At 65.6% G+C, this 13,923-nt stretch carries 14 protein-coding genes; 5 read left to right on the forward strand and 9 right to left on the reverse strand.

The annotated features are described in order from the left end of the window. Positions 1 to 149 precede the first annotated feature (149 nt). Complete coding sequence (locus tag AC4NN3_RS11520; protein WP_491927231.1) at positions 150 to 641, reverse strand: DUF2852 domain-containing protein; 492 nt, start codon at positions 639 to 641, stop codon at positions 150 to 152. 145 nt (positions 642 to 786) lie between these two features. Here AC4NN3_RS11520 and AC4NN3_RS11525 point away from each other — a divergent pair, with 145 nt between their 5' ends. Both AC4NN3_RS11525 and AC4NN3_RS11530 read left to right on the forward strand, forming a co-directional pair. After that, positions 787 to 2,097: an ActS/PrrB/RegB family redox-sensitive histidine kinase gene (locus AC4NN3_RS11525; protein WP_491927232.1), complete on the forward strand. Its 1,311-nt coding sequence runs from the start codon at positions 787 to 789 to the stop codon at positions 2,095 to 2,097. 51 nt (positions 2,098 to 2,148) lie between these two features. Next, positions 2,149 to 2,700, forward strand: coding sequence for an ActR/PrrA/RegA family redox response regulator transcription factor (locus AC4NN3_RS11530; RefSeq protein ID WP_491927233.1), 552 nt, complete (start codon positions 2,149 to 2,151; stop codon positions 2,698 to 2,700). A gap of 67 nt (positions 2,701 to 2,767) precedes the next feature. On the opposite strand, the gene AC4NN3_RS11535 is transcribed toward AC4NN3_RS11530, so the two are convergent. After that, positions 2,768 to 3,115, reverse strand: a complete 348-nt coding sequence (locus AC4NN3_RS11535; RefSeq protein ID WP_491927234.1) for a DUF1428 domain-containing protein — start codon at positions 3,113 to 3,115, stop codon at positions 2,768 to 2,770. A 115-nt stretch (positions 3,116 to 3,230) separates the two neighbouring features. Between AC4NN3_RS11535 and AC4NN3_RS11540 the strand changes: the two genes are divergently transcribed. Then, positions 3,231 to 4,871 carry an MBL fold metallo-hydrolase RNA specificity domain-containing protein gene (locus AC4NN3_RS11540; RefSeq protein ID WP_491927235.1) on the forward strand — a complete coding sequence of 547 codons (1,641 nt, stop codon included), beginning with the start codon at positions 3,231 to 3,233 and terminating at the stop codon, positions 4,869 to 4,871. Here the strand turns inward: AC4NN3_RS11540 and AC4NN3_RS11545 are convergent. From AC4NN3_RS11545 to AC4NN3_RS11565, 5 genes are all read right to left on the reverse strand, one after another. Further along, positions 4,837 to 6,003 (reverse strand): MFS transporter, encoded by a 1,167-nt coding sequence (locus AC4NN3_RS11545; RefSeq protein WP_491927236.1) that lies wholly within the window; start codon positions 6,001 to 6,003, stop codon positions 4,837 to 4,839. The genes AC4NN3_RS11540 and AC4NN3_RS11545 overlap by 35 nt on opposite strands. After that, entirely contained in the window at positions 6,000 to 6,461 is a 462-nt protein-coding gene (locus AC4NN3_RS11550; RefSeq protein WP_491927237.1) for an MmcB family DNA repair protein, read from the reverse strand. Before AC4NN3_RS11550 ends, AC4NN3_RS11545 begins: the two co-directional genes overlap by 4 nt. A 3-nt stretch (positions 6,462 to 6,464) precedes the next feature. After that, complete coding sequence (locus AC4NN3_RS11555) at positions 6,465 to 7,658, reverse strand: MFS transporter (protein WP_491927238.1); 1,194 nt, start codon at positions 7,656 to 7,658, stop codon at positions 6,465 to 6,467. Further along, positions 7,655 to 8,830 carry an MFS transporter gene (locus AC4NN3_RS11560; protein WP_491927239.1) on the reverse strand — a complete coding sequence of 392 codons (1,176 nt, stop codon included), beginning with the start codon at positions 8,828 to 8,830 and terminating at the stop codon, positions 7,655 to 7,657. The genes AC4NN3_RS11555 and AC4NN3_RS11560 overlap by 4 nt, the downstream gene beginning before the upstream one ends. A 156-nt stretch (positions 8,831 to 8,986) precedes the next feature. Continuing rightward, the gene (locus AC4NN3_RS11565; protein WP_491927240.1) at positions 8,987 to 9,862 is read right to left on the reverse strand and encodes a LysR family transcriptional regulator; all 876 of its coding nucleotides are present in this window, start codon (positions 9,860 to 9,862) and stop codon (positions 8,987 to 8,989) included. Between the two features lie 323 nt (positions 9,863 to 10,185). Between AC4NN3_RS11565 and AC4NN3_RS11570 the strand changes: the two genes are divergently transcribed. Next, the gene (locus tag AC4NN3_RS11570; protein WP_491927241.1) at positions 10,186 to 11,151 is read left to right on the forward strand and encodes an aldo/keto reductase; all 966 of its coding nucleotides are present in this window, start codon (positions 10,186 to 10,188) and stop codon (positions 11,149 to 11,151) included. A 60-nt stretch (positions 11,152 to 11,211) separates the two neighbouring features. On the opposite strand, the gene AC4NN3_RS11575 is transcribed toward AC4NN3_RS11570, so the two are convergent. Beyond that, positions 11,212 to 11,565: a septal ring lytic transglycosylase RlpA family protein gene (locus tag AC4NN3_RS11575; protein WP_491927242.1), complete on the reverse strand. Its 354-nt coding sequence runs from the start codon at positions 11,563 to 11,565 to the stop codon at positions 11,212 to 11,214. Positions 11,566 to 12,010: 445 nt separating this feature from the next. Here AC4NN3_RS11575 and AC4NN3_RS11580 point away from each other — a divergent pair, with 445 nt between their 5' ends. Next, complete coding sequence (locus tag AC4NN3_RS11580; RefSeq protein ID WP_491927243.1) at positions 12,011 to 13,081, forward strand: diguanylate cyclase domain-containing protein; 1,071 nt, start codon at positions 12,011 to 12,013, stop codon at positions 13,079 to 13,081. 4 nt (positions 13,082 to 13,085) lie between these two features. Here AC4NN3_RS11580 and AC4NN3_RS11585 read toward each other — a convergent pair whose 3' ends face one another. After that, complete coding sequence (locus tag AC4NN3_RS11585) at positions 13,086 to 13,820, reverse strand: TetR family transcriptional regulator C-terminal domain-containing protein (RefSeq protein WP_491927244.1); 735 nt, start codon at positions 13,818 to 13,820, stop codon at positions 13,086 to 13,088. Between the last annotated feature and the right edge of the window lie 103 nt (positions 13,821 to 13,923).

Consider the following 13,923-nt stretch of genomic DNA (forward strand, 5'->3'; position numbering starts at 1 on the left):
TCGCTGCCGCGATCATAGCGGAAATTTGCCACGCCCAGGCAGATCTCGGGACAAAAAAAGCGCCCCGTTGGGGCGCCAGTGCAGTCGTTGGGAACGACAGGCTTTGGAGGAGGGCGGCGACGCGGAGGCGCGTCGCCGGTCAGGTGGGCTTAACCGTTATTGTTGGTCCAGCCATTGTTGTTCTGGTCGCCATTGTTCTGCTCGGGCTTGTTGTCGCCAAAGCCCTGGCGCGAACCGCGGCGCTCGTTCATGAAGCGGTCGAACTCTTCGCGATCCTTGGCCTTGTTGAGATTGGCCATATATTCGTGGAAGGCCTCGATCTCGGCGTCGAGACGGGCGCGTTCTTCCTCGAGGCGCTTGAGCTGTTCGGCGCGATAGTCGTCAAAGGCTGCATTGCCGCTCGAATTCATGCCGTAGCTCCTGTGGTTGGTCCAGTTGCGATGGGCGCCCTTGTTGGAGGTGCACCAGGCGCGGCCCTTGTTGAAATAGGCCTGGGCCTTTTCCGGCGAGCCGCCGAACTTTTCGCCCCACAGGATATAGCCCAGCACGGCCAGGCCGAGCGGCCAGAAGATGATAAAGCCCATTACCATGAGCGCGATGGTCAAAGGTGACCATTGTGGTTTGATGATTGCTGTGGTCATTTCCGTTACTTTCTCCCAGTCACGATGTGCAATACGTGGCCCGCCCCGGGTCAGGATCAAGCATGTGCCTGAGCAAAAATGGCCCTTGAATGATGATTTTTTCTCCCCATAGCGCAGTCTGTTTTTACTCACCACAGGTGCTCTCATGGCGCTGACCCAGGCCGATGGGCTGCCGCTGCCCTCCACCTGGCGGCCCCTCCGCCTGCAGACCCTGGTGCTGCTGCGCTGGCTGGCCGTGGGCGGCCAGGCCATCGGCGTGCTGTTCGTCGCCTTCGGCCTCGGTTTCCCGCTGCCCTTGCTGGAATGCTTTGCCCTGATTGCCGTCTCGGCGGCGGTCAATCTCTGGCTGGTGCTGCGCTTTGGTGCCGCCTATCGGCCCAGCTCGGCCTTTGCCGCCAGCCAGATCGCCTTTGATCTCTGCCAGCTCGGTGGCCTTTTGGCATTGACCGGCGGCCTGCAGAACCCGTTCTCGCTGCTGCTGCTGGCGCCGGTATCGGTTTCCGCCACCACCCTGCCGCAGCGCGCCACCTTCTTCATTGCCCTGCTGGCTGCCCTCATCGCCTCGGTCCTGGCCGTCTGGCACCTGCCGCTGCCCTGGGATCCGCTCGAGCGCATCGTCTTCAACCGCATCTATGTCATCGGCATCTGGGTCTCCATCATCTGCGGCGTGGTCTTCATCTCCGCCTATACCAACCGCGTCGCCCACGATGCCCGCCAGATCGCCGATGCCCTGGCCGCCACCGAACTGGCTCTGTCGCGCAAGGAACAGCTTTCGGCCCTCGATGGCCTGGCCGCCGCCGCCGCCCACGAACTGGGCACCCCCCTCTCCACCATTGCCCTCGCCGCCAAGGAGATGCGCGCCGACGCCCCGCCAGGCAGCGATCTGGCCGATGACGTCGAATTGATCATCGCCCAGGCCGCCCGTTGTCGCGCCATCCTCGCCAAGCTGCGCAATCTGGGCAATGAGGGCGGCGATCCCTTTGCCGCCGTGCCCATCACCGACCTGCTGGCCGAAGTGGCTCGCCCGCATGAGGCCCATGGCAAGGCGATCCTGTTCTATTACGAGCGCGCCGCCGGCCCGCCCCCGGTCTTCACCCGCAATGTCGGCTTGCTCTACGGCCTGGGCAATCTCATCGAGAACGCCACCGATTTCGCCCGCCAGACCGTGCGGATCGAGGCCGGTTGGGACCGCGACAGCGTGTCCATAACGATAACCGATGACGGGCCCGGCTTTGCCCCCGAACTGATCGCCCGGCTGGGCGAGCCCTATCTCACCAGCCGCCCGCGCGATCCCCAGGGCCCCGATGCCAGCCAGCCCGGTGGCCTCGGCCTCGGCGTCTTCATCGCCAAGACCCTGCTCGAGCGGGCCGGCGCGCGCCTCGCCTTCCACAACATTGCCCCCGAAGGCCATGCCCAGGTGCGCATTGTCTGGCCGCGGGAGCGGATCGAGCCATAGATCCAGCGCGCGGCTTTTGACGTATCAATCCCAACAGCCTATGGGAAAGTCATGAGCACGATCGAAGACCTTCTCGCCACCGACCCCAGCCTGCTGCTTGTGGATGACGATGTGGCCTTTCTGCAGCGCCTCGAGCGCGCCATGACGCGTCGCGGCTTTGATGTCCGCATTGCCGGCAGCGTCGCCGAGGGCCTGGCCGCCGTCGCCGAGCAGCCACCGGCCTATGCCGTGGTCGACCTGCGTCTCGAAGACGGCAATGGCCTTGAGGTCGTATCGGCGCTGCACCAGAAGCGCGCCGACGCCCGTGCCGTGGTACTGACCGGCTATGGCAATATCGCCACCGCCGTCACCGCCGTGAAGCTGGGCGCCGTGGATTATCTATCCAAGCCCGCCGATGCCGACGACGTCATCAATGCCCTGCTGGCCACCGGCGAGGACAAGCCCGAGCCGCCGGAAAACCCGATGTCGGCCGATCGCGTGCGCTGGGAGCATATCCAGCGCGTCTATGAACTGTGCGACCGCAACGTCTCGGAAACGGCGCGCCGGCTCAACATGCACCGCCGCACCCTGCAGCGCATCCTGGCCAAGCGCGCCCCGCGCTGAACGCTCTAGGTATTGATCTGTCGCGTTTTCGAACCGTAAAAGTGGCGACACTTTTGCTGAAAACGCTCTAGGCGATGAACAGCGTTTCGAATCCGCCATAAATCAGGCGACCCATGTCGAAGGGCATCTGCATGGCCCCCATTTCGGGGTCCTCCATCATCTTCTTCTGCACCGCGTCGCGGGTGGCCTTGTCGGGATACTCGATCCAGGAAAACACGATGGCCTCGTCCGCCTTGGCCGCGACGGCACGGCGGAAATCGGTGACCTTGCCATCGGCCACATCATCCTCCCAGTTTTCCACCACGCGCGTAGCGCCCCATTCCAGGAACATGTCCGCCGCCTTCCGGGCCATCTCGCCATAGGCTTGCCTGTTGGCCTTGGGCACCGCAGCCACGAATCCATCGATATAGGCCATCTTCGATCTCCTTGTGCTTGCTTGCTATTTGCGGTCGCGTTGCAGCGTCCGTCTCGACAACGACGAATTGCCGGCGCTTAGTTCGACGGACCCAGCAGCCAATCAGGAATTCGCCATGACCGTCACCCTGCATTTCCACGGCGCGGCCGGAACCGTAACCGGCTCCTGCTATCGCGTCGAGCATCCGGGCGGCCAGTTCCTGGTCGATTGCGGCCTGTTCCAGGGCAATCGCAGCGTGCGGGCACTCAACCTCAAACCGACGCCTTTTGATCCCAAGGCCATCGACTTCCTGCTGCTCACCCATGCCCATATTGACCATGTGGGCCTCTTGCCCAAGCTCTATGCAGAGGGTTGGCGCGGCCCGGCCTGGATGACCGAACCCACGTCCGGCCTGCTCGAATACATGCTGCCCGACAGTGCCGGCATCCAGGAAAGCGAAGCCGAGCGCGCCGGGCGGCGCGGCGATGAACCGGTGCAGCCGCTCTACAGCATGGCCGACGCCGAGGAAGCGCTGCGGCACCGCCAGACCTGCCGCTACGAGCAGTGGTTCGCGCCCGGCCCGGGCGTCCGCGCCCGCTACTGGAATGCCGGTCACATCATCGGCTCGGCCTCCATCGAGGTCGAGGTCATGGATGGCGACAAGCCGGTGCGGCTGATGTTTTCCGGCGATATCGGCCCCGACGAGAAGGTGTTCTACGGCAATCCCGAGGGCCCGGCCGGCTTTGACTATATCCTGTGTGAATCCACCTATGGCGGGCGCGAGCGCGATGACTATACCCTGCTGCAGCGCCGCGAGGCCCTGCGCGTCGAGATCAACACCGCCTTGGCACGCGGCGGCAACCTGGTCATTCCCACCTTTGCCGTCGAGCGCAGCCAGGAGCTGCTGCACGATATCGGTTTTCTCATCAAATCCGGCGAAATCAATCCGCAACTGGTCTTTCTTGACAGCCCGCTCGCCAGCAAGGTGACGGGGGTCTATCGCAAATATGCCCGCATGTTCGAGGATGTCGAACTGGGTGCCGACGAGTTGTTCAACGATCCCCGCTTCCGCATCATCGAATCGGTGGCCGACAGCCAGGCCATCAATGCCATTCGCGGCGGTGCCATCATCATGAGCGCCTCGGGCATGTGCGATGCCGGGCGCATCAAGCATCACCTGCGCGCCAACCTGATCCGTCGCGACGCCACCGTGCTGTTTGTCGGCTATCAGGCGCCCGGCACGCTGGGCCATGTCATCCTCACCGGCGCCAAGCAGGCCCGCATTCACGGCCGGCTGGTGCCGATCCGCGCCACCATCCGCGCCCTGGGCAACTATTCCGCCCATGCCGACCATTCCGAGCTGATGGCCTGGATCAAGGCGCGCCTGCCCGCCCATGGGGCGATCTTTCTCACCCATGGCGAGGACGAGGAGCGCACGGCGCTGCGCGCCGCCCTGATGGCCACCGGCATCTCTGCCGACCAGCTCATACTGCCCCAGCTCGACGACTATTTCGAGCTGACCGCCATCGGCATAGCCGGCAAGGCGCAGCCGGCCCAAAGGCGCATCGATCCCCACCAGGTCCACACCGACTGGCACAACGAGTTTTCCGATTTCACCATCAGGCTCAGCCAGCAGCTGCAGGCCCTGGGCGACGAGGACAAGCTGGCCTTGATGCAGGCGCTGCAGCAGCAGCTGTCTACCCTGGGCGCGCCGTCTTCGCCCGGCCACCGGCGCACCCCGATTACCCCGGTTGAGACCCAGTCGGTGGACGAGTAGGCGTCAGCTTTCCGGCCATCAGCCAGGTGAGCGCCAGCAGCGGCAGCAGCAGGGCAAAGGCGGTGCGCAGGTCGAAGGCCTCGGCCACGGTGCCGATCAGCACTGGGGCGCCCAGATTGACCAGCTGGAAGATCAGCGTCGTGGCGGCGACATTTTCCGAGGCCGGACGGTCACCCAGTCGCGCTGCCGCCGACAGCATCAGCGGATAGAGCACGCAGATGCCCAGTCCCACCAGGCCAAATCCGCCCAAAGCCGCCCATGCATTGGGCGCCGCCACCAGCAGCACGAGGCCGGCGAGGGCCAGGCTCGCCAGCGCCCGCGCCACCCGCACGGGCCCGAAGCGGTCGATCCAGCGATCGGCAGCCAGCCGTCCCAGCGCCATGGTGACCAGCAGGGCCGGCAGCGCCATGGATTCGATCCAGGCGGCCACCTCGAAGCTGTCGCGCAGATAGATGATCGACCAGGTGCGTGCTGCCCCTTCGGTGAGCCCGGCGCCCAGGCCGAAAGCCACCAGTCCCAGCGTCGCCAGCGTCGGCCAGGCCAGCCGCCGCTTTATGGCGCCGGCATACGGTCGCGCCGGCACCAGCGGCATGGGCAGCACGATTGCCAGTACCAGGCCAATGACCAGCGGCGCCAGCAGCCACAGATGCAGCACGGGTGTCACCTCCAGCCCGCGCAGCGCGGCGCCGGCCAGCGAGGTCACGAGAAAGCCGACGCTCCAGGCGCCGTGGCAGCGGTTCATGATGCGCTGGTCGGTGGCCGCCTCGATGCGGTCGGCCTCCACATTGATGGCGATATTGGTCAGCGAAAAGCCCACGCCATTGATGGCCAGCAGGATGAAGATCGCCACCGGCTGCAGCAGCACCGTCACCAGCGCCGCGCTGATGGTGACGAGCGGCAGCAGCAACAGGATCACCCGGCGCGGGCCGAAACGCTCGATGATGCGGCTGGAAAACAGGAAAGTGCCCAGCGCCCCCAGCGGCTGCCCCATCAGCACCACGCCCAGCTGCGCGTCGCTCAGCCCAACCAGCAGTTGGATATCGGGCATGCGGGTGTGAATGGCGCCGACGGCCAAAGCATGCACGAAGAACAGCGCCACGATGCGCCAGCGGGCAATGGGAACCAGACTCACCGCGGACCGGGATCCATCAGGCCGTGGATGCGATCGGCGCCCAGCCGGGCCAGCTTGAGCATCAGCGCCTTGCGCCGTGCCGGCGCCAGCGGCGTCAGCGGGCTGTCGCGCAGGATCGCCCCGTCATGGCCGTCGGCGACGATCAGCCCCTCGCTGTCGGGAAAGATCGCGCCATCCAGCTCGGGCGGCTTGGCAAAGAAGAACCTGTCGGAGAATTCGCGATATTCCGGCCATTTCCGGTCGATCTGGAAGTCGATCAGGCTCGACTTGATCTCGACGATCCAGATCTCGCCCTTGGGCCCCACGCCCAGCACATCGGCGCGGCGCCCGCTGCGCAGCGTCACCTCGGCATAGCAGGCCATGTCATGGCTCTCGCGCAGCAGCCGCATCACCCCGCGCTGCACCCGCAGGGCGGTGGCCGACTGGCGCAGGTCCACGATGGGCGGCAGATCTTCCATGGTCTAGCCCAGCGGCGCCAAGGGCTCGGGCGGCAGACCCGCAGGATCCGCCAGCTTGCGCTCGCCCAGCGCGAAGCTCGAGGCCCAGAGCCCGGCCAGCAGCAGCGGCAGGCAGATCAGATAGGAGGCGCGGATATTGATGAGCTCGGCAACAAAGCCGAGCAGCGGCGGCGCCAGGAAGAACACCACGACACTCACCTGTCCGATGGCCGCGACATTGACGGCAGCCGGCCGGTCGGTGCGCTGCGCCGCCGCCGACACCGCCAGCGGATAGACGGCCGAGCAGCCGGCTCCCATCATCGCAAAGCCCAGCAGGGCCAGCCCGGCAACTGGCGCCAGCCCCACCAGCAGCGCGCCCAGGCTGGCAAAGCTCAACATGACCATGGCCACATTGCGCGGGCCGAAGCGCGCGACGATCGGGTCGGCGGTCAAGCGCATGAGCGCCATGAAAAAGGCAAACAGCGTCAGCCCCATGCCGCCTACAAAGGGCTCCACGGCAAAGACGTTGCGCATATAGATGGCCGACCAGTCGATGCCCGCCCCCTCCACGAGGAAGGCGGCAAAGCCGATCAGGCAGAGCGGCAGCAGGCCCCGATTGGGGAAGGCGAAGCGATGCCCGCCGGCTTCGGTCTGGCTGCGCGCCGTCTGGGGCGCATTGGTCGCCCCCGCGATCAGATAGCCGGTGACCACGACGATGAGCGTGGCGACCAGCGCCAGATGCAGCCCGGCCGACAGGCCTGACTGCCGGATCATCGCGCCGAACAGCGCGGTAACGAAGAAGCCCACGCTCCAGAAGCCATGCGCGCGGTTCATGTAGCGCCCGCCGGTTGCGGTTTCGAGCCGGTCGATCTCCACATTGAGATTGATCTCCAGCGCGCCGGCGAGCAGCCCGACCAGCAGCAGCACGGCGAACACGGCCGGGGCCACCGGCAGCCAGGGCACCACCGCCAACAGGACCGCCGAGCCCAGCGTGGTGATGAAGGCGGCGGTCCGAAAGCCGAGCCGCTCGATGATAGGCGCGCCCACGGTCAGCGAAATCAGCGAACCGATGGCCATGCCGATCATGGTGAGGCCAAGCTGGCCTTCCGACACACCCAGATGGGTCTGGATATCGGGCAGGCGCGACATCAGCGCGCCGGTGATCAGGGCGAAGGAAAAAAAGCACGCATAGATGCGGTGTTGCGGTGCGATTCTCATTCGGCCGGAACCTGGCTGGACTGGCGTCGTGTGCCCACGGCATCGGCCATGACCAACCCCACGATCACCAGTGGAATGGCGACGCCGAAGGCCCAGCGGATACCGAAGTGCTCGGCAATATAGCCCAGCAGCGGCGGCCCGAGCAGGAAGGCGACGAAGGAAATCTGCGCCAGGGCCGCGACATTGACCGCGGCGGGTCGGTCGGTGCGCTGCGCGGCCGCCGACATGGCCAGCGGGAACAGCGCGCTGGTGCCGACGCCGATCAGGGCAAACCCGACATAGGCGAGCCACCAGATCGGCGTGAAGAAGACCAGCAGGGCCCCGATGCCGGAGATGGCGAGCAGGGTGCGCGCCACCACGGCCGGGCTCCAGCGCTCGACAAAGCTGTCGGCGAAGAACCGCGTCACCGCCTGGGCACCCGCGCCCAGCGCCACCGCAAAGCCGGCCCAGAACGGCGCCGCGCCGAAAATGTCGCGCATATAGATGGCCGACCAGTCGATGCCGGCGCCCTCCAGGATCATGGCCGACAGACAGACGCTGACCAGCACCAGGATGGCGCCGGTCGGACGGGCAAAGCGCGGTGCTGCCGCGGTGCTGCCGCCGGAGCGGTGCTCGGCGGGCTGATAGCGGCCCAGCAGTAGCACCGAGACGACACCGATGACCGGCACCATGATGGCCAGATGCAGCTGCGGCGAGACGCCCGCCTGGGCAATGAACGAGCCGACCAGGCCTGCCGAGAAGAAGCCGAAGCTCCAGAAGGCATGGGCGCGGTTCATGATGCGGCGGCCAAGGGCATGCTCGACCCGGTCGGCCTCCAGATTGATGATGATTTCGATGCAGCCAATGGTGATGCCCACCGGCACCAGCAGCAGGAAGAACATCACCGCACCCTGCGCCCAGACGGCCACGGCGTAGAACACCGAGAGCAGCGGGATGGCGACCAGCAGCGTGCGGCGATAGCCGATGTGTTCGATGATCGGACCGGCAAAGGTCAGCGAAATCAGGGTGCCGACGGCGGCGCCGATCAACGCCAGGCCGAGCGCGCCTTCGGCCACGCCTAAAGCCTCCTGGATGGCCGGCAACCGCGGATAGAGGCTCCCCATGCAGAACGAATAGATGAAGAAGGCGGCAAACACGCGGATATGCGGCGGCATGGCAAGGCCGATAGTCATCTGGCACCACTCGTGAGGCTGAATTGGCGCGCAAGCTATGCCAATTCGCGCCGCAGGGAAAGCGGGCCGAAAACGTTTCAGCCGGGCAATTGTAACGTTGCACTAAAGCGTTGCCCGCCGGGCACACCGCGTCGCCGCAAAGGCTGGGTCCTGGCTTCAGCGCCGGGGCAACTCGCCGCGAAACAGCGCCGCGTGCTGGCTCATCAGTGCGGCCAGGCGGTCGCCCACCGTCCGCACCGACGGATCATGGCGTTCCTCATGATGGCTGACCAGCCATTGTTCGGTTTCCAGTTCCCGGATCGGCGAAGCGATGCGGATCAGCCGCGCGTCGCTGTCGCCGACGAAGCAGGGAAACACCCCCAGCCCCGCGCCTGCCGCCACCAGTTCGCGCACGCTCATCGCATCATTGCCGCGCAGCGCGATGCGATCGCCATGATGGGCCTGCAGCCAGCGCGCCGACTGGATCTGTGCGCCTTCCCCGACCACGCCCACGAAATAGCCGGCCGCAATGCCATTGACCAGGTTCAGCCCGGAATAGAGCGCATGCGCCACCTTGCCGATCAGCCGCCCCGCCAGCCACTGCTCGGTCGGGCGCTGGCTGCGAATGCCCAAATCGGCATTGCGCCGGCCGATATCGACTTTCTGGTTGGCGGTGACGAATTCGAGGCCAAACTGGTCGCTCACGCTCCAGACGTCGCCGATATGGCTGGCCACAAAGGCCGAGGTCCAGGGCCCCGCCGAAACCCGCACCATGCGCTCGCCGTGATGGCCCTCCTTCCAGCGCCGCAGCGACAGCATGGCCGCCTCGACATCCTCAGCCCGCGCCAGCAGGTCTTCGCCGGCCTGGGTCAGCTGGTAGCCACTCTGGCTGCGCACGAACAGCGCCTCGCCCACCGCACGCTCCAGCGCCGTCACCCGCCTGCCCAGCGTCGCCGCACTCAGGCCGGTGGTCTCGGTGGCGGCGCTCAAGCCGCCCAGCCGGGCTACATCGAGGAATACCCGCAGATCGTCCCAGTTCAGATCGCTTTTCATTTCTGCAATGAGCCTTGCACTCTTCCCCGTAGATAATTGTCAGGCAGGACGCCAGATTACGCACAGGCGAACGCACATCCTGTGAACCGCCCATCACCATACCATCAAATCTGAAAGGCCGGCTATGGCGCCAGCATGGCGCGCGGCCGGCTATTGGAGGCAAGCATGTTTGATGCTCTTTTTGCGCTTTCTGGTCCGGCGCTGGCAGCGGGCCAACACCATCCAGCAGCTGTCCATGCTCGACGACCACCTGCTGGTCGATATCGGCGCACCCCGCGACACCATCGCCGACATTGTGACGGCAATTGAACTGGAGCAAGACCATGCAGACCAACACACTGGGCACTTTCGGGCCTGTCAGCCGGCTGACGCTGGGCGGCGGCGGTATCGGCACGGTCTGGGGGCCGACCTCGCCCGCTGACGCCGTGGCCACGCTGCGCCGCGCTGTCGACGCCGGCATCGACCTGCTCGACGCCGCGCCCGGCTACAAGATCTGCGAGGCGATGATCGGCGAGGCCTTTGCTGGGCACCTGCCCGGCGGCGTGCGGGTCACCACCAAGCACAGCCTGGGCACCGTTCCCGCCGACAGTGTCTATGCCCGCCTGCGCGCTTCTCTCGAATCCAGCCTGGCGGCGATGCGGCTGCAGCGGGTGGACATGTTTCTGCTGCACAGCGAAATCCGCCCGGATGACTTCACCTATCCGCCGGGCCAGCCGCCGCGCGACGAGCGCTCCACCAGCATCAGCCTCTATCGCGACGGCGTCATTCCTGCTTTCGAGCGTCTGGTGTCGGAGGGTCTGATCGGCCATTGGGGCATTACCGGCATCAACCATGCCGCCGCCACCATTGATGCCCTAGCCGACGCGACGCGCCCCGCCGCTGTGCAGGCCATTGCCAACCTGCTCGACAGTCCGGGCGAGATGAACGGCACGGGTCTGCCACCCCGCCCGCGCGACGTCATTGCAGCGGCAAAAGCGCAGGGCGTCGGCGTCATGGGGGTGCGGGCGGTGCAGGCCGGGGCGCTGACCGGGTCCCTCGACCGCGCCGAGCGATCACCCACCAGCGCCGATTTTGACCGTGCGGCGCCCTATCGGGCGCTGTGTCGGCAATGGGGGGAAGATCCGGCCATTGTCGCCCATCGCTATGCCTTGGGCATGGAGGGCGTCGACACGTTGGTGCTGGGGGTCAAGAACGTGGCCGAGCTGGAGCAGGCCCTGCTTGCCGAACAGCGCGGTCCGCTCGATCGTGTCCAGGTCGCGGCCATCGACGCCCTGGGCCTGCGCCCATAGCAGACGGGCCGCCTCCTGTGGAGACGGCCCGTCTGCGACGCAGCATGGATGGCAGGCGGTTTAGAGCTGGCTGATGCACACCGAGGTGACGCCGCGATTGCGGAAGCCCAGTTCGGTTGCCGCCGCCTTGGACAGGTCGATGATCCGCTTGCCGACAAACGGGCCGCGATCATTGATGGTCACTTCGATCTCGCGGCCGTTGCGCTGGTCGATCACCTTGACCTTGGTGCCGAAGGGCAGCGAGCGGTGCGCGGCGGTCATGGCATTTTCGTTGAAGGTTTCGCCGGAAGCGGCGGTTTTCCCGTTGAACCCTGGACCGTACCAGGAGGCGCCGCCACACTGGGCGAAGCTGGGCGTGGCAATGGAGAGCACAAGCACAGCAAGTGCGGCGACGGAGACGGCTTTTCTAGTCAAATCTGAATCTCAATGCAGTTGGCGTTGACCGCTGACTAGTGCAGTCGCCCGGCCACAATGTGCCTGGATTGGCTTAGGGGGATCCCCGAGGCCGTTTTGTTGCAATCATGCCGCAGTAATGGGTGCCTTGTCTGCGCCGCATTGTCCGGCGCCCGCCGGATCTGGAGGAAATGAATCCGCTATTGTCCGCATTGCTGGAATGCCGGAGGGGACAGAGCCACGATTGCGGATTCATCTTGCCGGGTGTGGTTGAACGGTAACAGTTCCGTCAGCAAGCGCAAAAAGTGCCGGTTTTCCGCATTGGTGAGACGAGCATCCACCCATTCTGGGCCAGGGCTGGTCGATTGTGGCGCGATTGCGGCAGGGTTTTGCCGGTGATTCCATCCGCTGCTAACCATTTGCCAACCTCTTGGGGCTCACTGTCTGCGCGCCGTAGGACGCAGGAATGACATTCAGATCGATACGCCGCTTTTGCGGGCCGCGCACTCTTGCGCCGGCCGCACAGGACGAGCATCACGCCATCAGGTCAATCGGCCGCTGGCTGATGCTCAGCATTGCCATGCTCATGGTCACCGCCGCCGTCATGCTCGTTACCGCCCTGCAGGTGCGCACCATCCTTGATGGCGGCCTTCTCGCCGACGAACGGCAACGCGCGGCCAATGCCATCGATCTGCTGACCCAGGACGGTGAGAGTCTTAATCCGCGCAGCATGGCGCTGATCCGCCAGATCGCCGGTCTCGACGATGCCCGTCTGTCCCCCACACTGCCAACGGGTGAACGGGAGCAGGCCCTGCCGCTGCTGCGCCAGCAAGATGGCACCGTTGCCTATCTGGTGTGGAGCGCCAGCGGCTATGCCGACGAGATCTATGCCCGCTTCGTGCCCATTCGCGTGCCGCTTATGCTGGGCTTGTTGGCCGTGGTGCTGGCGATGGTGATGCGGGTGCGTGGCCTCGTCCGCGATGTCGAGCGCCAGCGTCGCCTGGCGCACTGGCAATCGCGCACCGACCTGGTGACCGGCCTCGCCAATCGCCTGGCGCTTGAAACCGCCATGGAAGAGCACACCGTCGCGGCGACGCCATTTGGCCTCATCATCTTCGATCTCGATCGCTTCAAGGCCGTCAACGACGCGCTGGGCCACGCTGCCGGGGACCTGGTGCTGCGCAGCGTGGGTCAGCGCCTCTCCGATCTGCTGGCGCCCGGCGATCAGCTGGCCCGGCTGGGCGGCGATGAATTTGTCCTGCTCTGCGTGAGCCGGCCCGATGCCGGGTCGCTCGCCTTGCTGGCCCGCGCCTGCATCATTTTGATCGAGCAGCCCGTGCCCGTCATGGGGCGCACGGTCCAGGTCGGTGCCAGCCTGGGCATCGTTGCCGATATCGATACCGGCCTGCTGCCATCCACCCTGCTGGCGGCGGCAGATGCCGCCCTGTATCGCGCCAAGTCCCGGCCCGGCAGCAATTTCGAGTTCGCCGGCAAGGCGCCCGAACCGGCCGGGCGCGCCGAACGGCTCTGCGCCTGACCGCTCAGCGCGTCTCCGCGGCCCCGCGCGGCCGGGGCGTCAGCCCGTGCAGGAACAGTTGCTCGAGATAGCGCGCCGCATCCTCGAAACGCCCCTCGCCATTGCGCCCCTTGCCCAGCACCGCCCGCACCTGCACATCGAAATCGGCATAGTGCTGCGTCGTCGCCCAGATCGAAAAGATCAGGTGATAGGGATCGGTGCGGGCCAGCCTGCCCTGGTCCATCCAGCCCAGCAGCACCTTGGCCTTTTCATCGACCAGGTTTTTCAGGTCCACCTCGATCATCTCGATGATGCGCGGCGCCCCCTGCAGCATTTCATTGGCAAACAGCCGGCTCTCGCGCGGATAGTCGCGCGCCATTTCGAGCTTGCGCCGGATATAGGAGCGGATTTCCGGGAAGGGGTCGCCATCGGCGTTCATTTCCTGCAGCGGCGCCAGCCAGGTCTCAAGCAGCGCTGCCATCAGCCGGCGGTGGATCTCTTCCTTGCGCGGGAAATAATAGAGCAGGTTGGGTTTGCTCATTCCCGCCACTTCGGCGATCTGGTCGATCGTGGCGCCGCGAAAGCCATGCATGGAAAACACCTCCAGCGCCGCCTCCAGGATCACGTCCTGTTTCTCGCGCTGGATGCGCGTCAGCGGCCGGGCTTTTGCCGGCGTATGGCTGGCCGCCTTGGCATCGGCCTTGTGCTGGCGCTTGGGGCTGGCGGCAATCTCGGCACTGTTCATTTTGGTCGGCGGCATTTTTCGCCTTGCTAGAAAGTTTGGGAGTGCTAACATTTTTCCAACTGGTCAAAATTCGAAGCATTGCGCGCGCGCGTCAAGTGCCAATCGCGATCAGTCCGGA

The sequence above is a fragment of the Devosia sp. MDV22-iso42 genome, from assembly GCF_058629155.1.